Below are 22,805 nucleotides of genomic sequence, written 5' to 3'. Positions count from 1 at the left end.
GCCAACACGCCAAGCAACGATTAAGCTTCTGTAATAGTAACAAAGGGCCTGATGGCCCTTTTTTATGTTTCAAAATGTGCTCTGCACGAAATTTTCACGGTATCTTTAAGACAATTCGCGCGCATTTTTCTGCTCGATCGACTCGTTAAACGGCTCTGGCTTGGTATTTAGCAGTCAGTCGACGGCCAAATTTTGCGTAATAGAGAGCGATGCACCCGTGGCAAGCCACCGGTGATAAAGCCACTTCAACTTGAACCAATGGGTCCTAAAACGACATGGCAAACCCGGACGCCCCAAGACAACAACACGCGGCCACGCGTATGTTGCAACCGACTGTCAAATCGCATCTGGCGTTTACGCTGCTCTGTGCCTTGATCATGATGGTGATGTTCACCCTGCTGCGGGTGGCATTGCTGGTTTATAACCGGGAAATGATCCTCGATACCCCGGCCTCTACTTTCCTTGAAGCGTTCGCCAACGGCTTGCGTTTTGACATTCGTATTGTTGTCTACTTCAGCATTCCTCTGCTGCTGGCGCTGCTCAGCGTCAAGGCAATGGCTGCGCGCGGCGTGCTGCGCTTCTGGCTGACTGCTGCCAGCAGCCTGGCGCTGTTTCTGGGCCTGATGGAGATGGACTTCTATCGTGAATTCCATCAACGCCTTAACGGTCTGGTTTTCCAGTACGTGAAGGAAGACCCGAAAACCGTGATGAGCATGCTCTGGTATGGCTTCCCGGTCGTGCGTTACCTGCTGGCCTGGGCTGTTGGCACCGTCATTTTGTACTTTGCCTTCCGAGGCGCTGACCGCGTAACTCGCTCCAGCTCGACCGTGGCTACTGCAGGCGGATCCCGTGCCGTAGCGCCTTGGTATGGCCGCGTTGCGGTGTTTGTGGTGCTGCTGTTGGTGTGTGTGGTGGCTGCTCGCGGTACTTTGCGCCAAGGTCCTCCGCTGCGCTGGGGTGATGCCTACACAACAGACTCCAACTTCGCTAACCAATTGGGTCTGAACGGCTCTCTGTCCCTGATTGCAGCAGCCAAAAGCCGCTTCGGTGATGACCGCGCCAATACCTGGAAGGCCACGCTGGAACAGCCGGTAGCTCAACAAACCGTGCGCGATATGTTGCTGACCGCGAACGACAAGCTGGTCGATCCGGACACTGCTGCTGTACGTCGTGATACCACGCCGCCTGCGGAAAAAACCCTGCCGATCAAGAACGTTGTCGTGATCCTGATGGAAAGCTTCGCCGGTCACTCGGTGGGCGCGCTAGGTCGTCCGGGCAATATCACGCCGTACTTCGACAACCTGTCCAAGGAAGGCTTGCTGTTTGAGCGCTTCTTCTCCAACGGCACCCATACCCACCAGGGCATGTTTGCCACCATGGCCTGCTTCCCGAACCTGCCGGGCTTTGAATACCTGATGCAGACCCCGGAAGGCAGCCACAAGCTGTCTGGCCTGCCAGAGCTGCTTAGCGCACGCAAGTTCGATGACGTGTATGTCTACAACGGCGATTTTGCCTGGGACAACCAGTCAGGTTTCTTCAGCAACCAGGGGATGACCACTTTTGTTGGTCGTAACGATTTCGTTGACCCGGTGTTCTCTGATCCTACTTGGGGCGTGTCCGATCAGGACATGTTCAATCGTGGCCTGGAAGAGCTGAAAAAGCGTGAAGGCAAAGAGCCTTTCTATGCGTTGCTGCAAACCCTGTCCAACCACACGCCGTATGCCTTGCCTACGCCGTTGCCGGTTGAGCCGGTGACGGATCGTGGTTCGCTCAACGAGCATTTGACCGCGATGCGTTACTCGGACTGGGCGTTGGGCCAGTTCTTCGAAAAAGCGCGCAAAGAGCCATATTTCAAGGAAACCCTGTTTGTGGTGGTCGGTGACCACGGCTTCGGCAACGAACAGCAGATATCCGAGATGGACCTTGGGCGTTTTAACGTGCCATTGCTGCTGATCGGTCCTGGCATTCAGGAAAAATTTGGGGCCCGTACTGACATTGTGGGGACTCAGGTCGACATCGTGCCAACCATCATGGGCCGTTTGGGTGGCGAGTTCCGTCAGCAATGCTGGGGTCGTGACCTGCTCACTCTGCCTGAAGGCGACAAGGGCAGCGGTGTGATCAAGCCGTCTGGCAATGACCAGACAGTGGCGATCATCAGTGACGACCAGTTGCTGGTTCAGCCCAAGGATATGCCGCCCAAGATTTGGCAGTACAAGTTGGGTGCCAATGCTGAAGCCAAAGTGGTGACCGATTCGCCGGACGAAGCCGTGCTTAAACAGAAGCTCGAATCCTTCCTGCAAACCGCGACCAAAAGCCTGCTGGATAACACCGCAGGTGTGGCTGATCCGAAGTAATCAGCCATGTGAATAAAAAAGAGGCCTTAGGGCCTCTTTTTTATTGTGTTACGGGCGTCAAATTTTGCCGAGTAAAAGCAATATCAACAGTACAACCAGCACGGTCCCGATGATGCCCGAGGGTCCATACCCCCAGCTCTTTGAGTGCGGGAACACAGGGAGCCCGCCAACTAGCAGCAAAATCAGGATGATCAGAAGAATCGTGGTCATGGGCATTTCCTTCTTGATGTGTTCCGTCAACGTTGAAGTTCTACGGGGCGCCGCTTTAGGAACAAGGATGGGCAGTGCTTACAAAATCCGACTCGACTGCCAGGTGAATAATTCAACTTTTTCTACCTTGGGCTCAAAAACAGTTCTGTCTTGATCGCCAGCCAGCCCGCAGGTAGGGTGGCGCGCTGCATATCCGGAGGCATCACGCATGCTTAATTACGTTTGGTTTTTTTTGGCAGCTCTGTTTGAAATTGCCGGTTGCTATGGCTTTTGGATGTGGTTGCGCCAAGGCAAGAGCGCATGGTGGGCATTGCCCGCGCTGTTGAGCCTGGTGCTGTTTGCCCTGCTGTTGACAAAAATCGAGGCGACCTATGCCGGGCGCGCCTATGCCGCTTATGGCGGGATTTATATTGTGACGTCCATTGCCTGGCTGGCGGTCGTGGAGCGTGTACGACCGTTGAGCTCTGACTGGATAGGGGTTGGGCTGTGTGTGATTGGCGCGACCATTATCTTGCTGGGGCCGCGCTTTTCAACGCCGTAAAAGACACGATTCGGCGACTGCGCTGTAGGAGTTAACCGATGCAGTAGTAGGCCTGCGCTGAATTCTCTTGTAGGGATTGAAGGGTGATTTTATGCCGTGCAGTCTTTGTGGCTACCCACCCTTCAGGATAAGAGTCATGCAGATACTGAGTTGTGCTGCCGGTGAGCGTATTTCAATCGGGCAAGACATTTACGTGTGCATCATTGCTGTGAACAGCAACAGCATTCGTTTGGGGGTCGAGGCCCCCAAGCATGTCAGTGTTCATCGATCAGAGATTTATGAGCGGATAAAAAGCCAGCGGGCAGGGCGCCTGGTCATTGGTCCCCTTGCCAAGGGTTAATCAAAGAACTCTTTTGGCACTGCGTGCTTGGGCATGAGCTGGCATTGCTGGCTTTCGAGGTCAAAGAAAATGACCGCCTGGCCTTTGCTCAGTGCATGCCGAACCCGCAGCACACGGGTCTCCTGGGGGGTGTCATCGCCGTTGTCAGTGCCATCGCGACTTACGAAGTCTTCGATCAGACGGGTGAGGGTGTCAGGTTCAAGCTGGTCGTAAGGAATAAGCATGGGGTTTCTCGTAAGTGGGCGGGTGCAATGCGCTTAAATCGATTTGTCACGGTTATCCCAATAGCGCTGTGCCAGCTCAAAGGCTTGCTCCCGCGGTGTACCCAGCCCGCGTAATGCCAGGGCCATAGTCGAGAGCAGGGCCAGTTGCGGGTAGCTGTCTTCAACTTCGCCACGCCATAGCGCCTTAAGGTGCTCGGGCTCCAGCGACGCCGGTTTTACGTGACGTTGCGCAGACAATGCCGGCCACTCTTCGTCCCAACTGACTCCCGCCGTAGTGCCGTAAAGATGGCTCAGGGTGTCGGGATTGATTTCAACTTCGCCGCCATCGCCTTTGACCACAATGCTGGTGTCCCCCAGCAACCCGCTAGCCTCACGATGCACGCTTTGATACCCAGGGTGGAAGATGCTTTGCAGGCCGCAGCGGGCACTCAACGGGTTAAGAATGCGTGCCAGTGAGTGAATCGGCGAACGCAGGCCCAAGGTGTTACGCAGATCAATCATGCGCTGCAATTGCGGCGCCCAGTCCTGCAGTGGCATAAATGCCAGGTTGCCTGTATCCAGAGCCTCGCTAACGCTTTGCCAGTTGCGGCACAGTGGAATGGCCAGCTCGTCGAGAAGTTGCTCGCTGTACAGTCGGCCCGCGGTATGGGCGCCACCGCCATGCATAAAAATACGCACGCCATTTTGCGCCAGGCACTTGGCGGCCAACAGATACCAGGGCAGGTGCCGTTTTTTACCTGCGTAAGTCGGCCAGTCAATGTCGACACTGATCGCGGGCGCCATCAGACGCTCCCTCACTGCCTCAGTGAAACCGGCCATTTCCTCGGGGCTTTCTTCCTTGTGCCGCAGCAACATCAGGAAGGCGCCCAATTGCGTGTCTTCTGCTTTTTCGTCGAGCAACATACCCATTGCCTCGCGAGCTTCTTCGCGGGTCAGATTGCGGGCACCACGTTTGCCTTTGCCCAGGATGCGCACAAATTGCGCAAAAGGGTGTTCGGCTGGAGTTTCGAGAGTCAGCGCAGCGGGAGTGTTCATAGGCAATTGGTCGGCTTGGGCAGGCCCGCCAGCTTAGCGGCGAGTTTGGCTGGGGTGCCATTAAACAGTCGGTTGAGGTGCAGGCTGTTGCCTTTGTCAGGCCCCAGTTTAAGCGCGGTGTACTTGATTAGCGGGCGCGTGGCAGGCGACAGCTCAAACTCCTGATAGAAGCTGCGCAGCAGCTCGAGGATTTCCCAGTGCTCAGGGCTTAACTCAAGCCCTGCTTGCGCGGCCAATGCCTGAGCAACCTCGGCAGACCAATCGTTGAGATCGAGCAAGTAGCCGTCTTTGTCCAACTCGATATTTTTACCATTGAGTGTGAGCGTATTCATAGCCAGCTGTTGACCTTGTCATAACGAATCGACAGTTCGACGAAGGCCGGGTAATCCACACATGTTGCCCATTGCGGGCAATCAAGGTTGCGCGCCAGCAAGTCCTCTTCAAGGATAAACACGGTTTTCTCCTGAAGGGGCGTCAGAGCGCTGCCTTGAGGCAGTACGGCATATACCGCGTCACCGCTAAGCAGTAAGGCATCGTCGCTACCCAGCAAGCGCAGGCAGCTACCCAGACGGGTGTCGGAAAAGGGTGAGTGGCTCAGAACGTGTAGGGTCGACATCAGAGAGTGATCACTTGGTCGTAACGGTCAATAAGTGCGCGGACTTCTTCAGTCGACAGCGACTGCACATCAGCTACCGCAAGCCCTGCGGGAGTGATGCCGCGTTCGCTCAAACTGTGGTTGCAGGCATACAAATCGTCTACGCCGAACATGGTCAGGGCTTGCAGGTTGGCCGAGAGGTTCTTCTGCTCAATGGCGGCGGCATTTTGATTCGCCAGCAGCTGAAAAATACCGTCATCCAAAAACAGCAGGCCAATCGGCAGATCAAACGCACCGCCTGCCAGCACAATATCCAGTGCTTCCTTCGCGCCGGGGCCAGACCAGGGCGCCTGTCGGCTGATAATCAACAGCGACTTGGACATATCAAGGCCCTCCGAAGCAGATCAGTCGATCAGCCGTTTGAATGGCATCGTGTAATTGCCCAAGTCCCGACAACTCCCACGGAGCTTTCAGGTTGACCCCGGGCCGTTGGTAGCGTGCGGCTTCGTCTTCATTCAGCACGCCACGGCGCAAGGCGGCGGCAATGCAGACCACACCATCGAGCTGATGCTGGCTGACGAACGTCGCCCATTGTTGCGCGATATCCTGCTCGTCTTGCGGCGTCACAATATTGCTCGAAGCGCTGTGCACGCCATCTTGATAGAAGAACAACCGAACAATTTCATGGCCGCTAGCCAGCGCTGCCTCGGCAAAGCGTAGGGCTCGGCGGGAAGAGGGCGCATGGGCCGCAGAATAAAGGGCAATGGCAAATTTCATGGTGGGCTCTGTCAGCAAATCTGCGGCAATGATAAAGCCAGATGCCTCAAGATGCTTGCAGCAGACAACAAAAAGCCCGCCGAAGCGGGCTTTTGCGTAGCGGATGTCGATCAGTCGTCGCGGCTCATGATGCCGAAAATTTGCAGCAGGCTGATAAACAGGTTGTAGATCGACACATACAGGCTGATGGTGGCCATGATGTAGTTGCGCTCACCGCCATGAATGATGGCGCTGGTCTGGAACAGAATGCAGACCGAAGAGAACAGTACGAAGCCAGCGCTGATCGCCAGTTGCAGGCCGCTGATCTGGAAGAAGAAGCTCGCCAGTGTCGCGCCCAGCAGAACAAAGAAACCGGCAGTGATAAAACCGCCCAGGAAGCTCATGTCCTTGCGAGTGATCAGCACATAGGCAGACAGGCCGCCAAACACCAGGGCCGTCATTGCAAATGCCGAACTAACCACCTCGGCGCCGCCCTGCATGCCCAGGAAACGATTCAGAATCGGGCCCAGCAAGAAACCCATGAAACCGGTCAGGGCAAAAGCGGACACCAGGCCCCATGCCGAATCACGAAGCTTGTTGGTCAAGAAAAACAGACCGTAAAAACCGATCAGTACAACAAAAATATTAGGGTAACCGACCCGCATCTGCTGCGAGACATAAGCCATCACACCGCTGAAAGCGAGGGTAAGGGCCAGCAAACCGTACGTGTTGCGCAGGACGCGGCTAACTTCTAGCTGCTCGGCCTGCACGCTGTTATTAACGGCGTAATCCTGTTCGCGCATGGCGATACTCCTGTGGTTGGAAATGTTAAGTAGCAAAGATCATAGCAGAGGCTCTGAAACAAGCGATCAAGAGAGTTTGACAACGTGTTTCATTCAGGTATTATGGCGCCCGCAACAACGGTAGGCAGTGTGGCTGGATGGTTTAAGGCGAAAGTCTGAAGCCGCCGATTGTATCAGGTACGGGGGTCTTATCTCTGGTACTTTTTACTTGCACGCTAGCGGTTGTTGAGTTTGAAGTACGGGAAATTGGCAGAGTGGTTGAATGCACCGGTCTTGAAAACCGGCGAACGTTAATAGCGTTCCCAGGGTTCGAATCCCTGGTTTCCCGCCAAATTTAAAGATAAAGCCTCGACTCGTCGGGGCTTTGTCGTTTCTGGGGTTTGGGACTGAAAACAGAAGAATAGGCATGAGTTCCGAAACTTTGCCTATTTCGAGGGCTTGGCGGTCTCCCGGTTTTTCCTTCGCCTCCAGTTCGGGCCGCTTCAAGCGGGCCTTGTTCAAGTCGCTTCCCGGTGGGATCTTCTTGCCAGTGGCATCCCTGTAGTAATAGCTAACCCACACTTTGCCGTTCTTGCGCCTTTCTATCCACCCGCGCCGGCGGCGTGGTTTATGGCGCCCATAGAGCCCAGCTGCCCCTGTGCATGCTCAAAATTGGTGATCAACGACTGATTTCGCAGATCTGCGAGGCATACGTCAAAGAAATTTCTGCCACAAGGTAAAAGGAGCGTCCGAAGCCGGATGCGCGAACATCCAGCCCTACCATACATATATGGGCTGGTAGCTTCGGCAGAGGTTACTACTGATAAGTAAGCGTAAAATTGGCAGCTGCATTCGCCGTTCCAGGTTGAGGTCCTTGTGGGTCTGAACTGGTCTGGATATAGCGTGCTTTAAGTTTAATTGTTGTAGCACCTGGTACTAACGTTATGACTTCTTTGGCGACGTTCAGAGGGAAGGCAGTGTTATCGGATTTTAGTACTTGAACGCCTAGGCCGCTGGCGACTGAGTCGGTTGTTAACCCGAGAATGCCTCGCGTGGCGTCGAGACTCGTGGACCCTTTTACTCCGTCGAGACGTAAATGAATCTTGGTAAGTTGACGATTTTTTACCGAAGAGTCACCCATGCAATCCGTCAGAGGGATCTGAATATCCCGGGCGTCTAATACACTGTTTTTTCCGCTAAAGTCGGTTCGTCTAGCTGCGCCCATAAGGACAGTGATCGTCTTGGAGGCCGTCGGCAATGTGCATTCTGAGCGAATAATGGTTCCTGAAACCGTTCCTGTGAACATCCGCCATGAGGTTTTTCCCTGATCGGCAAACGCTGAGATTTTTGTAGAGGATATTGTATGTGCCCCTACGGCAATTGGGCCGGTTTTTACTAATGTCGCATAGATATAAGGCAATTCTGTTACTCGTCTATCAAGCCAGCCTGATCTAATTCTCAGTGGTAGACGTGGATATTCTTCTGTTTGTGTAAACCAAGCTGGTGGATAAATATCATTGACACGATATTTAATGCCTACTCCAGGGATGTTTGTCTGGTAAGTGTATGCTGAACCCGGTACGAGTGGATTGTCTCCATTCATCTTCACAGATCCATTGCCGAAGCAAAAAAGATGGTAGGGTCCATCTTCAAAAGAGGCTTTGATTTCACTTGTTATATCTTTACCGTCGGCAAGGTCTCGCGGCACGTAGATTGTACCGAATTGTATGTTTATAGGGCGGTCGATATCCGTATAGTATTGTGTCCCAGGAAGCATCCAGCCGCAGTCAGCGAGCGCAGACTTTTGAAATAGTAAGAGAGTGCCGAGTATACAAACGGCTAGGTACTTGTTGATATTTTTTGAGAAGCTCATAAAATTGTATAATTGCACCGGAAGTGTTGGGGGGTTAGGGTTAAACTGGTCATTGGGTTGTGGTAATTGCTCATTTATTGGATTTGGTAAAAACCACATCATGCTATAGTTTTTTATCAGCAGTTAAACCAAGAAAGGTCTTGTTTTCTATCGGTTATTTCTCGTAAGAGAGAAAAGTCTTGTCGCCCAGATTTTTACATACTGTCCCAGCATCAAAATACTGGGGCATGCTATGAAAACGCGGTTGAGGGGATTTCCGAACAAGTCTTGAAATGTGCTGAAATACGCCTGACCACCCGAAGTTCCAAGATGGCAGCTTCAAGGGCAATCCCCTGCCACCAGAAACAGAAAAGCCCGGCGAGCCGGGCTTCCTCAAACCGAGCGCAGCTTAATTAGCGGTTTTCAGCTTGATCACATCGCCAGAGACGGTGGTGGTGTAGCCGTTAAGAACCCAGGCCCAGAACCACTTTTCCTGCACTTGAGTATTGATCAGCGCATCGCCACCTTTTGCCTGGATTGCAGAATTCTGCGCGCGAACAAAACGGTTGTTCTGACCAATCGGAATCAGGCCGAGAAGCATCAGGCCCGTAGCGCTTGCTTCACTGTGGCCAACGACGGTGTACTGGTTGCTATCGTACTGATGAGTCTTCATCGCGGTACCGGTGCAGCCAGCAAGAACCAAACCACATACTGCAGAAGCGATGACTTTACTAAACAACTTCACGGTGTTACTCCATGGAATAGAGCCCGGATCCAATTATCGGGCGCAGACACCATACCCGAAGGGCTCGAGCTTTTGATACTTTTGACACCTGTGTCGTTTGTGAAGGCTATGTTCGTCCGCGCCCCAGATCCATAGCGCTGCGCCGCCAGCTCCTTCAGAAGCATCCTGGCGCGGATAAGGCGCCTGTACTCGCGATTATTTATTCGGTCTGTCTGAGTAGCCAGTATTTATCGCTGTCCCCAGCATGTGATTAATCCTGGAGATAAATCCGCGACCTTTCCTGCATTGAGGTTGTGTATAGCTTGCGTATAAGTATCAATATGTAGACCGCCTGTGGTGAGTAAGTGATGTTTCATCTGCATCCAAGTCAGGCACCAAAAGGCTGAAATGGGTGATCCGCTACTCAGGGGTGGGTAATGTAATGAATTGCCCAGTTTCTTTAGACCAAGTGCGTTGAAGTTGTCCGGTAGGCTGTTGCCCCAGTTACAGTCTGTGCCAATGGTTTTGTATAGAACCTCCCACATGGTTTTCATGGTTTTGCTATAGGCTGAAGGGCGTGGTTTCGTCGTGCTGGTATCAATAAATTCAGATAGGATGATCCATCCGCCAGGTTTTAACCATGACACAAGTTTTTCTAATACTTCTGATCGGTCGCGAAGATGGATCAGGACGAGGCGAGCATGAATTAAATCAAACTCACCCAGTGAGTGGGCCTTGGATATGTCCGATTTCAGAACCGTAAAATTGTTATGGGCGGAAGCTTGCTTTGGTAAAAATTGTCCGTCACGGTCTAGTGCCATTACCTCGAAATTTCTTTGCTGGGAGTGGACTGAGAGCCATGACGCGATGCTTCCTGTGCCCGAACCGATATCAAGGCATCTTGAATTTAAAGGAAGGTTGAGCTGGGTGATATGTTCTTTTGTAATAGAGTCAAATGCAGTGGTTATATGGTTCAGTCGCTCAAGTTCATTGTGCTGATTTTGATTGAATATAAGTTCGCCATAAACGTCCATGTTGATGTTTCTCCGGTAGGGTGCTCTATAGTTCTGGGTTTTTGGTACAGGGATGGCAGGCTTGGCTGAAGGTAGGGTGAACACCAAGTGTAGATCGCTGTTAAAGGTTTACAGATTTTTATTTATGCGATATTTGGATAATCTTCTATATTTTTTTGTGTTGGCAGGTATATGTGAAACTATTGTTGTAGCAGGTAAGTTAGGTTTTTGTATGGAGAAGACGTTGTGCCGTCTTTGAATGGACGGACGGGTGAAATGCTTTCGCATTGAGTGAATTCATATTGAATCTGCGTGCTTGAATTTAGCGGCCTGTAGGGAAACAAGCTTGAAGGGTGTGCGAGTAGGCGAAGGAAGTCATGGTGACAAAAGCTGGCTCTGCGCGGGCAGCAGCCAGACCTGTATCACTACTGATTTAATGAAGTAGGGGAGCCGCGGCGGTGCGGCCGGTGCAGGCCCCTTCAGCTAACGGGGCCTGCCAGATGGGGTCAGAACGCCAGGCCGACTTTCACGCCGAACTCGTCACGCTTGAGTTTGGTGTTGTCGGCAACCGGCGAATCCTCGTCGATCTTGTACTCCGAACGGGTGTAGTACACCCCCGCATTGATCGGCATGGCACCCTTTTGGTTCATCAGTAGCGAAACTTCTGCGTAAGGGTTGGTACGGTCTTTCATGTCGACGCTATCGCTGCCGAAGCCGTCGACCTTCAGGCGTGCGCGTCCATCGATAGTGTGACGGGCACCCACCTCTACGCGAAGGGTAGAGGTGTCGAACTGGTGGTTGTAGCCCAGTGCTGCCTTGGCAAATGGCGATTTAAGGGTCAGTTTTGTGTCCAGATCGTTGATCTCAGGCTCGAAACGGGTCCAGCCATAACCGCCACCGACTATCACGTCGACAAAGTTGCGGGCATCCAGCGCAGTGCGCCAGCCAAGGTCGAGGTCGGCTTGGGCTTCCTTGAGCTTGTTGTCATTCTTCTTGCTGTATTTGGCTTCACCACCAATCTGGTAGATGAAACCGGATTCGGCGGTCATTTTGTTACCAAAGTTGGCGAACACACCGCCCTGGCCCATGTGTTCCTTGTCAGACTCGCGACCGCCTTCAAACTTGAAATCGCTGTAGGAACCCAGTAGGCCGATGGTGAAGAGGGGGTCGGTGCTTGGGGCGGCCATCACTGCCATTGGTGCGCTGAACAGCGCTAGAGCACAGGTGTGACGCAGCAGTTTTGCAGTAAGCATTCGCGAATGTCTCCATGACGTGGATAAAAATGGTTACGACCGTTTAGATATAAAGGTTATGAAAAGTTCAGGAAATATCGATAAAAAAGCTAACAATTGCCCCGAATCAAGTTTTGATTTCGCTGGTCTGCCGGAGTTTTTTCGACCTCGAATCCGTTGTGCTTGCGCAGAACTATTTTTGGTTAGTGTTCGTTCGGCAGGACGCCGGGGAAGGGTAGAATGACCGCCCAACTCATATGGAACAGGACTGATCCGAATGGAAGCGCGAGCCACTTTTGCCACCAGGAATTTCAAACCAATTGCCCTGACTCCCACGCTCGAAATTACAACCGGCTTACCCGTGTCGATCAGCACTATGGAAAAGTCCTATACAGGAGCTATCGATGGAGTTTCTTCAACGGCCTTTACTGCGGCGTTCGACCAAGCGTCAAGAAAGGGTAGTTACATCGCGATGGAGAGCTTCAAGGGTACGGTGAATGGGGTTGAGGGTTCCTTTAATTTCATTCATTGCGCCTCTACTACCGGGGTTGATCGTTCAGATGAGTTTTTCTGCATAGTTGGCGGCAGTGGTACGGATGGTTTGAAAGGGATATCAGGGACAGGAGGGATCACAATTGATACCGATGGAACGCACCATATTTGGTTGAGTTACCACCTCGAATAATTTAACCAGTCGTAAAGGGCACCGCCCCTGAGGCATCAGGGGCTACGGTGCCCGGGGCAATTCAGGCTGTTGGTATGCATCCATTAAAAAAAGCCCCCCTTAGCCCCGGATAACATGATTTTTCACACGCTCAACCCTTCCATATAGTCATCGCAAGCCCAATCGGAACATGTGTGTTCCATCGATGCGAGACAGACTTATGGATGACAAATTAAATCCCGGCTTGAACCAGGGCGCTGGTTTGGGGACGCGAGTGGTGTGGGGAGGGGAGCAGGTTCAGCATCCTTACAACGCAACCCAGACCCCCATCGTGGTCAGTGCCGCCTACGGTTACCATGACATCGATGAGTGGTATGACGTAGCGCTGGGTAAACAGCCTGGCTTTATCTATAGCCGTATGAGCAACCCTACGGTTTCTGTTCTGGAGGACAAACTCTGCGAACTGGAAGGTGCAGAGTCCGCTGTCGCTTTCAGTACCGGGATGGCTGCAATCAGTGGTGTGCTGCAGACCTTCCTTTCCTGTGGTCAGCGCGTGGTTTCTACCCGTGACAGCTACGGTGGCACAAACAAGATTTTTGAAGAGTTCCTTCCCCGCATGGGAGTTGAGGTCACGCTGTGCGATACCCTCAACGCAGAAGCAATCGAGCAGCAAATCCATAAAGGCTGCAATGTCCTCTACCTGGAAACACCCACGAACCCAACACTGAAGGTTCTGGATATTCGACGTCTTGTGGCGGCGGCGAAGCAGGTTGGCGCTCTGGTTATCGCAGACAATACGTTCGCAACACCTTTGAATCAGAACCCCCTTGCTCTCGGGGTCGATGTGGTCGTGCACAGTGCTACAAAATTTTTGTCCGGGCATGGCGATGTGCTCGCCGGTGTGGTCTGCGGCAACGAGGATCTTATGTCCCAGGTTCGCCATTACCGCGAAATCAACGGGGCCTCACTGGATCCATTCTCGGCTTATCTCGTTATTCGGGGGATCAAGACTCTGGCGTTGCGTCTTCGCCAGCAACAGGTGAGCGCGCAAGCACTGGCCGAATACCTGTGCTCCGAGCCGTTAGTGGAATCTGTTAATTATCCGGGACTACCTCAACATCCAGGTCACGCGATTGCTCGCTCGCAGATGCGCGGGTTTGGCGCAATAGTCAGTTTTGTGTTGGTAGGGGGCATGGACACAGTGACTTGCCTGTTACCGCAGCTCAAGTACGCACATCGGGCGGGTAACTTGGGAGCGGTTGAAACCATTTATGGGCCGGCACGGACAACCAGTCATGTAGAAAACACCTTGGAGGAACGCGAGGCGCTCGGGATTTCCGAAGGCTTGGTCAGGGTCTCCGTAGGTATTGAAGATACGGCCGATCTGTTGGCGGATCTTAAACAAGCTTTTGCATGGGTTCGCGATAAACAAGGGCGTGCAAACCTGCAAGCTGGAAGTGTTCAGCGTTTTGCTGAAGTGGGAATCCAAAGGCAATAAGACTCCCGGCTTTAGTGCCGGGTAGTTGTTCATGAATAGTGAAAACAATAACAATTCGCGGCAACTTCATTGTGCTGCCTAATAGTCGGCTGCAAGAAATTGTTGTCCGAACATTTCATGAGAACATAGCAATGACCATCCAGACACATAGTGATCAGTCCGATCCAAGCTTGAACTTCAAGAAAGAAATGCAAACCCGGCACATTGTCATGTTGGCGTTGGGTGGCGTAATCGGTACGGGATTATTCCTTACCTCCGGCTACACCGTTAATCAGGCCGGACCGCTCGGCGCAGTGATTGCCTACATCATCGGTGCGGTGATGGTGTATCTGGTAATGGTCTGTCTTGGTGAGTTGGCGGTACAGATGCCAGAGACCGGCTCTTTTAGCAGCTATGCAACCCGATACCTCGGCCCTGGAACAGGCTATACGGTGGCCTGGCTGTATTGGCTCACGTGGGCAGTCGCGATTGGCTCTGAATTTACGGCTGCGGGTATCCTGATGGTTCGGTGGTTCCCGGACACGCCAGTCTGGATCTGGAGTGCGGTTTTTGCCATTGCGGTTTTTTTAAGTAATGTTGTTTCTGTTCGGTTGTTTGCAGAGACCGAATTCTGGCTTTCGCTCATTAAAGTGCTGACCGTCATTACATTCATAGTCATTGGTGGTGGGGCTATTTGCGGGCTCTTCCAAGTCCAGCATTTACAGGGTGCCGGGCTTTCGAACTTTACCCGTGAAGGGCTATTTCCGACAGGCTTTCTGCCGATTGCAATGACACTTCTGGCCGTCTCCTTCGCGTTTTCCGGGACAGAACTTATCGGGATTGCAGCAGGTGAAACGCAGGACCCACAGACAAGTGTGCCCAAGGCGATTCGCACGACGGTAGTGCGTTTAGCGCTGTTCTTCGTGGGTACGATTTTCGTACTTGCGACCTTGTTGCCCCGCGAGCAGGCGGGAGTGATAGAAAGTCCGTTCGTGATGGTGTTCGAGCTGATTGGCATCCCGTATTCAGCAGACATTATGAACTTTGTGATCCTCACGGCTTTGATTTCCGCCGCTAACTCGGGGCTCTATGCCGCTTCGCGCATGCTTTGGACGTTGAGTGATCAAGGTCACATGCCTAAACGCTACGTCAAGCTTTCGAAGCGGGGCACGCCGGTCAACGCCATTATCCTGAGCATGGTGGGCGCCATGGCATCTCTGCTCAGCAGTGTACTTGCCCCTGATACGGTGTATTTGGCACTGGTGTCGATTTCGGGTCTCGCGGTGGTGATCGTCTGGATGAGCATCGCCGCCAGCCAAATCGCCTTCCGACGCCAATACGTCGCCAATGGCGGGCGAGTCGAAGATCTGCATTTCCGCGTGCGCGGCTACCCTTGGGTACCTCTTGGTGCTCTGTTGTGTTGCTTGATGGCTTGCGTCGGCATTGCTTTTGATCCTGAGCAGCGAGTAGCGCTTTACTTTGGTCTGCCGTTTATCGCGTGGTGCTACTTCGTTTACTGGATTACTCGCAAGAAGCGTGAGGAGCGGTTGGCATTAGCAGCAGCTGCAAATCATTGCGCTGGTGCGGCGTGAATGGCTCAGGCCATGATTGAGCAAAGATAAGTCCCCAAGAGGTTGCGCCGATGAGTCAAAAATCACTACCGCCCTTGAACTGGCTAAGGGCATTCGAGGTGTCGGCGCGGTATCTGAACTTCACCCATGCAGCGGAGGAATTGCACCTGACTCAAGGTGCAGTAAGCCAGCAGATTCGTCAGTTGGAGGGGCATCTCGGTGTCGCGCTGTTCAAGCGCTTGCCACGAGGGCTTGGCATGACCGAGGAAGGGCAGTCTTACCTGCCGGTGGTACAAGACGCAATCAGTCGTCTGGCAGTGGGTACCAACGAGATTTTTGGTCAGCACAAGCAAAGGCATGTGAAGGTGCGAGGCAGCCTTTCCTTTCTTCACTATTGGTTGGCCCCGAGGCTCGCGGATTTTTGTCGGGACTATCCTCAGATAGACATTCGCTATATCAGCAACCTCTGGGTGAAGGAGCCTGACGGAGAGGATGACCTTGAGATTCGCTGGGGCAGCGGTGAGTGGTCGGGTTTGCACTCTCAACGATTAACCTGGGACATCCTCCAGCCTGTTTGCTCACCCGAGCTGATGGCCCGTTCACCGATACGCGAGCCTCGCGATTTGATGAACCATTCCTTGCTCCATGTGTTGGGGTACGAGGAAGGTTGGGGGTACTGGTTGAAGCGGGTTGGAGCAGACGATGTCGATTACTCCCGTGGTCTTCAGTTTGACACCCTTGTTTCCACAATTCGTATGGCAGAACTGGGTCAGGGCGTTGCCTTGGCGCGGTCTTCGGTCGTGGAGGATTTGCTCAAGAGTGGGCACCTGATTGCTCCATTCAATCACCGCATCGAGGCCAGCGAGTCTTTTTATCTAGTGCGCGAGCAGGCCGAGGTTCTATCACCGCATGCCGCGATTTTTTCTACTTGGCTGGTGGCTCAATCCCACCGTCTTTTGTAATTCTGATCTGGAGTCATCATGCATTACGTAAGCACACGCGGCGGTGACGTGAGGGCGGACTTTCGAAGTGTGGTGCTGTCGGGGCTTGCGCCAGATGGCGGTTTGTATGTCCCGGCCAGTATGCCGGTCTTCACCGAGAAGCAGATTGCCAGCTGGTCGTGGTTGCCATTCGATGAGCTTGTCTGGCGCGTGGTGTCGCCGTTTGTTGGATCTTCCATGGACGAAAGCACTCTGCGTAGCTTGCTGAGCGACAGCTATCGGAACTTCAACCACCGCGCCATTACCCCGCTTGAGCAGGTTGGCCACAACGAGTGGATACTTCAGCTGTTTCATGGCCCGACCCATTCTTCCAAGGACTTCGCTGCGCAATTGCAGTCGCGCCTGGTGGAGCATTTCCTGGGTGAGGTCGCAGGCGAGGCGCTGATCATCGGCGCGACCAACGGTGATACCGGGTTGGCCGCGCTAGAGGCGTTTGCCAACTGCCCGCGCACGCGCATGGCCATACTGTATCCGTGCAATGGAGTATCGCCTGAGCAACTCTCTGTTCTACAAGCAGCAGACCGTGAGCGGGTTCAGCTTTATCCCGTAGACGGTAATTTCGATGACTGTCAGACGTTGGTCTCTCGGCTTATGCGTGACTGGCCTTTGGACGGGGTAATTCCGATCTGCTTCAACTCCACTAACTGGGTCGGAGTGCTCGCGCAGATCGTTTTCTATTTTCACGCGGTCTTGCAACTGGGCGGGGGGACACGTCCCGTCGGCTTCAGTATTCCAGCGGCCAGCTCTGCCGAGATCTATGCCGGCTACATTGCTCAGAAAATGGGATTGCCGATCAATCAGGTCATTATCTCCACCAACAGTAACGATGCACTTCACCAGTTTTTTCATCGCAATCGCTACACGACTCAAGTCAGCAACCGTACGTTATCTCCGGCGATGGATTTCTCCCTGTTCTCTAACCTGGAACGTTTCATTTGGGAGCTTTATGAACATGACGGCAGCTCAACGAAGGCGCTTATGGAGCACTTTGAGGACTGCGGCGAGTTAAGTATCGGCAACCAGCAATGGCTCCGGGCCAGAGTCCTGTTCGACTCTTATGCAGTCAACGAAGAACAGGTTCGCGAGGAGGTGGTCAAATTATTCCGTGAGACCGGGGCTGCAGTCGATCCTCATACCGCTGTAGGCGTGCTGGCTGGCCGAATTCATCGACGCAGCCTTGGGGCTCCTATGGTGACCTTTGGGCAAATTGCACCGCGCAAGTCTGCGGCGCTATTGGCCGAACTGGGTGTCTGGCAGGGTGCGGTGCCAACGGCTCCCGACGTTTGCACCCAACCCCCTGGTTTGGCCAAAAGGGATCTGGACGGCCTTCGTCAGGCCCTGTTGTATGCGCAGCAGAGGTACGTATGAAGCGCATTCTGGATCCATTGGATGAGCGCATACTTGCCGAGCTCACGGCCAATGCTCGAATAGCCCATGTGGAGCTGGGGGCCAAGGTCAATTTGTCGCGTAACGCTGTGCGCCAACGCATTGAACGTCTTGAGCGCGATGGCGCCATCCAGGGGTATACAGTACTTCTCGGTGATTCCAGACGGCCTTCATCGCTGATCAGTGCAGTGATTTTTGTTTACCGCTACGACCGCATGCGTGGAGAAGAAGTGCTTGCTGCGCTGCGCTCGCTACCCGAGGTGGTGCAGTGCGAAGTCTTGAGTGGTGAGTTTGATTTGATGCTTCGCGTGAATGCAGCATCTCCCGAGCGGGTCCATCTTGTTTGGAAGGAAATAGCTGCGATGCCCGGGGTAGAAAACACCGTCACATCCTTTGTCCTTTCGGCAGTGTTTTGAGCAAAGAAGTTTCAGCCGCCCGATTTTTCGTGGTCCAGTGCACTTCTCTTATTCACCTCGCGCTCTCCACACCACAACCCACCTATTCACCTGGACTCTGCGTGTTGAGCAGGGTTGTGTACGAGCAAAACGGCCAGTAAATACAGCACTCTGCCATATTCAACTGCCCGAGCCCGACTCTTACGATGTTCCTGTCAAACAACGTCTAAGAGGACTGCTTTCATGACTGAATACAAGATTGCCCTGGTGGGTTTTGGTGGCGTCAATCGTGGCCTGGCGCAACTAATCGCCGATCGTAACGCCGAGTGGAAAGCAACTCTGGGCTTTGGAATAACAATCGTCGGTGTTACTGATCTTTTTCTTGGCTCCATCGTTGCTAAAGAAGGGCTGGATGCCATGCAGTTGGTCGCTCTACCCAGCGAGAAGGGGGCACTCGCTCAGTTGCCAGGGGGCAGTGCCGAGGCGTTCAACGAAACCATCATCAAGCATTCTGGTGCCGACATGATTGCTGAAGCCACCTTCACCAACCCTGTCGATGGTGAGCCCGCGACGACGTTCTGTCGTTGGGCTCTGGAAAGCGGCATTCATGTTGTGACCACCAATAAAGGGCCAATTGCACTGCACGGTGCCGAGCTAAAGGAACTGGCCCGTCGCAATGGTGTTGCCTTCGAGTACGAGGGTTCGGTGATGAGCGGAACACCTGTGATTCGCTTGGCAAGACAAGCTCTGGCAGGTGCACAGATTCAAGGTTTTGAAGGCATTCTGAACGGGACTTCCAATTACGTGCTGACTCGCATGAAGGACGGCCTGACGTTTAACGCAGCTGTCGCCCAGGCTCAACAGCTTGGCTATGCCGAGGCTGACCCAACGGCCGATGTGGAGGGGTTTGACGTCCGCCTCAAGGTGGTGATCCTTGCCAACGAACTGCTCAATGCACGATTGAGTGTCAGCGATGTGGCTTGCTCCGGGATTAGCCGCATCACCCCGGAAGACATCGCTCAGGCAACTGCCAACGGTGCAAGCTGGAAGCTGATCGGTTCTGCACATCGCGAAATTGATGGTTCGGTTCGAGCGAGTGTGGAGGCTCGACTGCTGCCCAATACCCATCCGCTCGCAGGGATTTGCGGTGCCATTAACGCGGTGTCGTTCAATACCGCACTGCTGGGAGCCGTCACCGTATCTGGGCCTGGAGCGGGTCGTATCGAGACTGCCTTTGCATTGCTGTCAGACATCATCGCCATCCATGGCACCTACAGTAAGTAAGGGGAGAGTAGTCATGACCATATCCAGCATGGCCAGTATCCAGCTTGTTGATGCCAAACAGATTGATGTGTTCAGCCCATTCGATGGTCGCTTGGTGGGAAGCGTGCCTTGCCTCGATGCAACTGCGGTACCTGGCTTGCTGGAGCGCGCTCGAATCGGTGTGCGTGAGAGTGCGGCGATGCCGCGTCACCTCCGTGCACGCATCCTGGAGGACGCGTCCAGGCGTGTAGAGCTTGCCGCGCAAGCATTTGCCAAACTTATCGTTGCAGAGTCGGGAAAGACGCTGCGCCAAGCAGAAAAGGAAGTGAAGCGCTGTGTCAACACGCTGAAGCTGTCAGCGGAAGAGGCTCGCCGTAACGCCGGTGAGGTCATTCCATTTGAGGCATATGAAGGCTCCGAATCGCGCCAAGGTTGGTTTACCCGTGAGCCGCTGGGGCTGATCGTTGCGATCACTCCCTACAACGATCCCCTGAACCTGGTTGCCCATAAATTGGGCCCGGCCATCGCGGGTGGTAATGCCGTGATCCTGAAACCCTCAGAGCTCGCACCCTTGTCTGCACTCAAGTTGGTTGAGTGCCTGGTAGACGCGGGTCTACCGCCTTCTGTGGTAACCCCGGCCACCGGCGGCGTTGACCTGGGTAAAGCATTGGTACAACTGCGCGAAGTGCGGATGATTTCCTTCACCGGTGGCTTTGCAACTGGAGAGTCCATTGCCCGTACTGCAGGCTTGAAAAAGCTGGCCATGGATCTGGGAGGGAACGCACCCGTCATTGTGCTCGACGACTGTGATCTTGAGCCGACCGTTGAGTCCTGTGTATCTGGCGCCTTCTGGGCCGCAGGGCAGAACTGCATCGGAACGCAGCGCATCCTTGTGCACCGTTCAATCTACGAAGTTTTCCGGGAACGGTTTGTCAGCAAAGCGCGTGCATTGGTACTTGGCGATCCCGATCAGCGAGCAACCGATGTGGGGCCGATGATTACGGAGCAGGCGGCTCGTCGCACAGAACAACTGGTGAATGAAGCATTGGGTGAGGGCGCAGTTCTACTGTGCGGCCACCATCGTCAAGCGGGCAGCTATGCCCCAACTGTTCTAGAGCGTGTAAGCCATGACAGCAGGATTTGGCAGCAGGAAGTCTTCGCGCCGGTGGTCATTCTGGAGCCGTTTGATCAGCTTGAAGATGCCGTTGCTTTGGCCAATGCCCCGGAGTACAGCTTGCATGCAGGCCTCTTCACACGCGATTTGTCCAAAGCATTGAAATTGGCCCGCCAAATTGAAGCCGGCGGTGTGATGATCAATGACTCTTCAGATTATCGTTTCGATGCCATGCCTTTTGGTGGCTTCAAATACGGAAGCCTGGGCCGAGAAGGTGTTCGGTTTGCCTATGAGGACATGACCCAGCCCAAAGTGGTCTGCATCAACGAAATGGGTTAAACCATCGACGTACTTTTACATCGGGTGAGCCCGCTTATCGGCGTCACCCGGTGCTCTTTCAATTCAAACTGATGGGGCGCTCGGCACGGGCGCGGCGTTGTAAATACCGATAGCACTTCAGGCCCGCGGATCAGCTCTCAGGGGACGCAGCCAAATCCTGGCTGGACTCCGCCGCCAGCTTCAAGCGGTCAGCTTTGCTAATGTATTTGTCCTTGTTTTTCGGTGCCAATTTGGCGCTGGCCTTTTTGGCGTGAGCCTTCAGCAACTGGGTTATTTTTTTACGACGATTCATGTTTTCTTCTCAGCTTGTAAATTCTTGAATTCTTGCTTGGCCGTGTCAGCGCCACTTTTACCCGTTGCGCTGCCGCGAGGCGTTGGCGGGTAGTGTGGATCAGCGCTTCATCTTCTTCTGTCACGACCGCTGGGTGAGGTGGACATTATGTGTTAGCACGTCAGTTGCTGTTATCGATTTCAGTTAAGTCATTGATTTGTAAAAACACACTTGTTTCATAATATTTCAGAGGTTTTTGCGGTCAATATCGCAATGTTCAAGATATTTGTGATGAATTAATGTTTTTTGCCCCATGTTTTCGCCAGATAAAGATCTGTATATGGTGAAAATACCTGCGCAACACTTCCTATACTGCCTGCGGCGTCTGCCTACCCGCACAGTTCAGCAAACCACAGCAGTTGGTTGGACTGCCCTGGAGACAGTCGCTCCGCGAAAGTGAGGGGGTGTCAGTGGTCCCTCTGTTTGCGTGCACCTAATAAGTCCAAGAATGAGAAATAGTGTAATGAATAAACAGTCGATCCAGATTGCGCTTGCGTACATGTCCGTGGTGATTGGTGGCGGCTTTGCCTCCGGGCAGGAGGTGCTACAGTTTTTCACCGGCTATGGGCTTATAGGCATTATAGGCACTCTGGTGAGTGGGCTGATGTTTGCTTTCCTCGGTATGCAGATCGCTCGAATGAGCTCGAAGATGCAAGCAAGCTCGCACAAGGAAGTTCTATACATCCTGTTCGGTGCTCGTCTCGGGTTGGTCGTTGACGTAGTGCTGTCTTTCTTCCTGTACGGCGTGGGTGTGGTGATGTTGGCCGGTAGCGGCTCGATCTTTGCCCAACAGTACGACCTGCCTCCGTTGTTTGGCGGTGTACTGATGTCCGTACTGGTAATCGCCACCCTGTGCATGAACGTCAAGCGCATCATCGATCTGATCAGCGCGGTAATGCCATTTCTGCTGGCGATGGTGCTGATCATCACCACCTACTCGATCTTCAGCTACAACGCCCCGATCGAAACCCTCGACGCAGTTGCACGGGAAAACAACGAAACGGTCACCGGTAACTGGTTTGTCGGCGCCTTGCTGTACGCATCGTTCAATATCGCCGTGGGCTTCCCGATGCTGGCGGTGATCGGTGGCATGACCAAGCAACCCAAGGCCGCGGCTCTGGGCGGCGTGCTTGGTGGTCTGGGTCTGGGCGCGCTGATCCTGCTGCTGAATATTGGCCTGTTTGCCAACATCAACCAGTTGCAGGGCATCGAAATGCCGTCCCTGGCACTGGCAGGGCGCATCTCGCCGATCCTTTCGGTGGTGATGTCGGTGGCGCTGGTATGCATGGTCTACAGCACTGCGGTGGGAATGTTCTTTGCTTTCAGCGCGCGCTTCTCCAAGCCTGAAACGAGTCGCTTCAAGCTCATCAGTGCAGTGACTGTATGCGTGGGGCTGGGCTTGAGCCTGGGCGGTTTCAGCAAGTTGGTAGGCACTGTCTATCCGCTGCTGGGCTACGTCGGCTTCGCCTTGATTCTCGCTATTTGTTTCAACTGGGTGCGTGGCCGCTCTGCAGCCAAGGCGCAAAAAGCCGCACTGGACGCAGTGTCCTGACCCAGGTGCCGCCGAGCGCAGGTTCGGCGGCATCCCGAAGGCTTGTTCGGACTT

The 22,805-nt window shown here is 53.6% G+C and carries 25 protein-coding genes and 1 tRNA gene; 13 read left to right on the top strand and 13 right to left on the bottom strand.

All coding sequences use genetic code 11. The features are described 5' to 3' along the window. The first annotated feature begins 275 nt into the window (after positions 1 to 275). Positions 276 to 2,354: an LTA synthase family protein gene (locus U5A05_RS15885; RefSeq protein ID WP_261738848.1), complete on the top strand. Its 2,079-nt coding sequence runs from the start codon at positions 276 to 278 to the stop codon at positions 2,352 to 2,354. Positions 2,355 to 2,411: 57 nt separating this feature from the next. On the opposite strand, the gene U5A05_RS15880 is transcribed toward U5A05_RS15885, so the two are convergent. Beyond that, positions 2,412 to 2,570 carry a DUF3309 family protein gene (locus U5A05_RS15880; RefSeq protein WP_261738847.1) on the bottom strand — a complete coding sequence of 53 codons (159 nt, stop codon included), beginning with the start codon at positions 2,568 to 2,570 and terminating at the stop codon, positions 2,412 to 2,414. A gap of 202 nt (positions 2,571 to 2,772) precedes the next feature. On the opposite strand from U5A05_RS15880, the gene U5A05_RS15875 reads away from it, so the two are divergent. Together U5A05_RS15875 and csrA are read left to right on the top strand one after the other, a co-directional pair. Continuing rightward, a complete protein-coding gene (locus tag U5A05_RS15875; protein WP_261738846.1) occupies positions 2,773 to 3,105 on the top strand; it encodes a YnfA family protein in 333 nt (110 codons plus the stop codon). A 136-nt stretch (positions 3,106 to 3,241) separates the two neighbouring features. Next, a complete protein-coding gene (csrA, locus tag U5A05_RS15870) occupies positions 3,242 to 3,445 on the top strand; it encodes a carbon storage regulator CsrA (RefSeq protein WP_321833844.1) in 204 nt (67 codons plus the stop codon). Here the strand turns inward: csrA and U5A05_RS15865 are convergent. The 7 genes from U5A05_RS15865 to U5A05_RS15835 form a co-directional block, all read right to left on the bottom strand. Next, on the bottom strand, positions 3,442 to 3,669 hold the full coding sequence (locus U5A05_RS15865; RefSeq protein ID WP_016781468.1) for a YheU family protein: 228 nt from the start codon (positions 3,667 to 3,669) through the stop codon (positions 3,442 to 3,444). The genes csrA and U5A05_RS15865 overlap by 4 nt on opposite strands. A gap of 33 nt (positions 3,670 to 3,702) precedes the next feature. Continuing rightward, positions 3,703 to 4,704, bottom strand: a complete 1,002-nt coding sequence (locus U5A05_RS15860; protein ID WP_261738844.1) for a glycosyl transferase family protein — start codon at positions 4,702 to 4,704, stop codon at positions 3,703 to 3,705. Beyond that, positions 4,701 to 5,036: a TusE/DsrC/DsvC family sulfur relay protein gene (locus tag U5A05_RS15855; protein WP_261738843.1), complete on the bottom strand. Its 336-nt coding sequence runs from the start codon at positions 5,034 to 5,036 to the stop codon at positions 4,701 to 4,703. Before U5A05_RS15855 ends, U5A05_RS15860 begins: the two co-directional genes overlap by 4 nt. Further along, on the bottom strand, positions 5,033 to 5,320 hold the full coding sequence (gene tusB / locus U5A05_RS15850) for a sulfurtransferase complex subunit TusB (protein WP_261738842.1): 288 nt from the start codon (positions 5,318 to 5,320) through the stop codon (positions 5,033 to 5,035). The genes U5A05_RS15855 and tusB overlap by 4 nt, the downstream gene beginning before the upstream one ends. Beyond that, entirely contained in the window at positions 5,320 to 5,682 is a 363-nt protein-coding gene (gene tusC / locus U5A05_RS15845; protein ID WP_261738841.1) for a sulfurtransferase complex subunit TusC, read from the bottom strand. The genes tusB and tusC overlap by 1 nt, the downstream gene beginning before the upstream one ends. A 1-nt stretch (position 5,683) precedes the next feature. Beyond that, complete coding sequence (gene tusD, locus U5A05_RS15840; protein WP_261738840.1) at positions 5,684 to 6,076, bottom strand: sulfurtransferase complex subunit TusD; 393 nt, start codon at positions 6,074 to 6,076, stop codon at positions 5,684 to 5,686. A 110-nt stretch (positions 6,077 to 6,186) separates the two neighbouring features. After that, positions 6,187 to 6,858 carry a Bax inhibitor-1/YccA family protein gene (locus tag U5A05_RS15835; protein ID WP_261738839.1) on the bottom strand — a complete coding sequence of 224 codons (672 nt, stop codon included), beginning with the start codon at positions 6,856 to 6,858 and terminating at the stop codon, positions 6,187 to 6,189. A 240-nt stretch (positions 6,859 to 7,098) separates the two neighbouring features. On the opposite strand from U5A05_RS15835, the gene U5A05_RS15830 reads away from it, so the two are divergent. Next, positions 7,099 to 7,189: transfer RNA gene (locus tag U5A05_RS15830), tRNA-Ser, on the top strand. Positions 7,190 to 7,654: 465 nt separating this feature from the next. Here the strand turns inward: U5A05_RS15830 and U5A05_RS15825 are convergent. From U5A05_RS15825 to U5A05_RS15810, 4 genes are all read right to left on the bottom strand, one after another. Beyond that, positions 7,655 to 8,812, bottom strand: a complete 1,158-nt coding sequence (locus U5A05_RS15825) for a fimbrial protein (RefSeq protein ID WP_321833839.1) — start codon at positions 8,810 to 8,812, stop codon at positions 7,655 to 7,657. A gap of 286 nt (positions 8,813 to 9,098) precedes the next feature. After that, positions 9,099 to 9,434, bottom strand: a complete 336-nt coding sequence (locus U5A05_RS15820; RefSeq protein ID WP_261738837.1) for a hypothetical protein — start codon at positions 9,432 to 9,434, stop codon at positions 9,099 to 9,101. A 227-nt stretch (positions 9,435 to 9,661) separates the two neighbouring features. Then, on the bottom strand, positions 9,662 to 10,447 hold the full coding sequence (locus tag U5A05_RS15815; protein ID WP_261738836.1) for a class I SAM-dependent methyltransferase: 786 nt from the start codon (positions 10,445 to 10,447) through the stop codon (positions 9,662 to 9,664). A gap of 485 nt (positions 10,448 to 10,932) precedes the next feature. After that, positions 10,933 to 11,679, bottom strand: coding sequence for an outer membrane beta-barrel protein (locus U5A05_RS15810; RefSeq protein WP_321833835.1), 747 nt, complete (start codon positions 11,677 to 11,679; stop codon positions 10,933 to 10,935). A 256-nt stretch (positions 11,680 to 11,935) separates the two neighbouring features. Between U5A05_RS15810 and U5A05_RS15805 the strand changes: the two genes are divergently transcribed. From U5A05_RS15805 to U5A05_RS15770, 8 genes are all read left to right on the top strand, one after another. After that, positions 11,936 to 12,343 carry a DUF3224 domain-containing protein gene (locus tag U5A05_RS15805; RefSeq protein ID WP_321833834.1) on the top strand — a complete coding sequence of 136 codons (408 nt, stop codon included), beginning with the start codon at positions 11,936 to 11,938 and terminating at the stop codon, positions 12,341 to 12,343. Positions 12,344 to 12,542: 199 nt separating this feature from the next. Next, a complete protein-coding gene (locus U5A05_RS15800; RefSeq protein ID WP_321833833.1) occupies positions 12,543 to 13,820 on the top strand; it encodes a cystathionine gamma-synthase family protein in 1,278 nt (425 codons plus the stop codon). 131 nt (positions 13,821 to 13,951) lie between these two features. Continuing rightward, on the top strand, positions 13,952 to 15,391 hold the full coding sequence (locus U5A05_RS15795) for an amino acid permease (protein ID WP_321833832.1): 1,440 nt from the start codon (positions 13,952 to 13,954) through the stop codon (positions 15,389 to 15,391). 50 nt (positions 15,392 to 15,441) lie between these two features. Next, positions 15,442 to 16,332, top strand: a complete 891-nt coding sequence (locus tag U5A05_RS15790; RefSeq protein ID WP_321833831.1) for a LysR substrate-binding domain-containing protein — start codon at positions 15,442 to 15,444, stop codon at positions 16,330 to 16,332. Positions 16,333 to 16,350: 18 nt separating this feature from the next. After that, positions 16,351 to 17,739, top strand: coding sequence for a threonine synthase (gene thrC / locus U5A05_RS15785; RefSeq protein WP_261738830.1), 1,389 nt, complete (start codon positions 16,351 to 16,353; stop codon positions 17,737 to 17,739). After that, positions 17,736 to 18,173: an Lrp/AsnC family transcriptional regulator gene (locus U5A05_RS15780; protein ID WP_261738829.1), complete on the top strand. Its 438-nt coding sequence runs from the start codon at positions 17,736 to 17,738 to the stop codon at positions 18,171 to 18,173. Before thrC ends, U5A05_RS15780 begins: the two co-directional genes overlap by 4 nt. A gap of 222 nt (positions 18,174 to 18,395) precedes the next feature. Then, positions 18,396 to 19,436, top strand: a complete 1,041-nt coding sequence (locus U5A05_RS15775; protein WP_261738828.1) for a homoserine dehydrogenase — start codon at positions 18,396 to 18,398, stop codon at positions 19,434 to 19,436. Between the two features lie 13 nt (positions 19,437 to 19,449). Next, positions 19,450 to 20,868: an aldehyde dehydrogenase family protein gene (locus U5A05_RS15770; RefSeq protein WP_321833829.1), complete on the top strand. Its 1,419-nt coding sequence runs from the start codon at positions 19,450 to 19,452 to the stop codon at positions 20,866 to 20,868. Positions 20,869 to 20,998: 130 nt separating this feature from the next. Here the strand turns inward: U5A05_RS15770 and U5A05_RS15765 are convergent, their stop codons facing one another. Further along, positions 20,999 to 21,160: a DUF2986 domain-containing protein gene (locus U5A05_RS15765; protein ID WP_261738826.1), complete on the bottom strand. Its 162-nt coding sequence runs from the start codon at positions 21,158 to 21,160 to the stop codon at positions 20,999 to 21,001. Positions 21,161 to 21,662: 502 nt separating this feature from the next. On the opposite strand from U5A05_RS15765, the gene U5A05_RS15760 reads away from it, so the two are divergent. Then, the gene (locus tag U5A05_RS15760; protein WP_261738825.1) at positions 21,663 to 22,751 is read left to right on the top strand and encodes a YkvI family membrane protein; all 1,089 of its coding nucleotides are present in this window, start codon (positions 21,663 to 21,665) and stop codon (positions 22,749 to 22,751) included. The last annotated feature ends 54 nt before the right edge of the window (positions 22,752 to 22,805 follow it).

The sequence above is a fragment of the Pseudomonas kulmbachensis genome (genome assembly GCF_963681935.1).
GTDB lineage: Bacteria > Pseudomonadota > Gammaproteobacteria > Pseudomonadales > Pseudomonadaceae > Aquipseudomonas > Aquipseudomonas kulmbachensis.
This window is presented reverse-complemented; position numbering and strand designations above follow the sequence as displayed.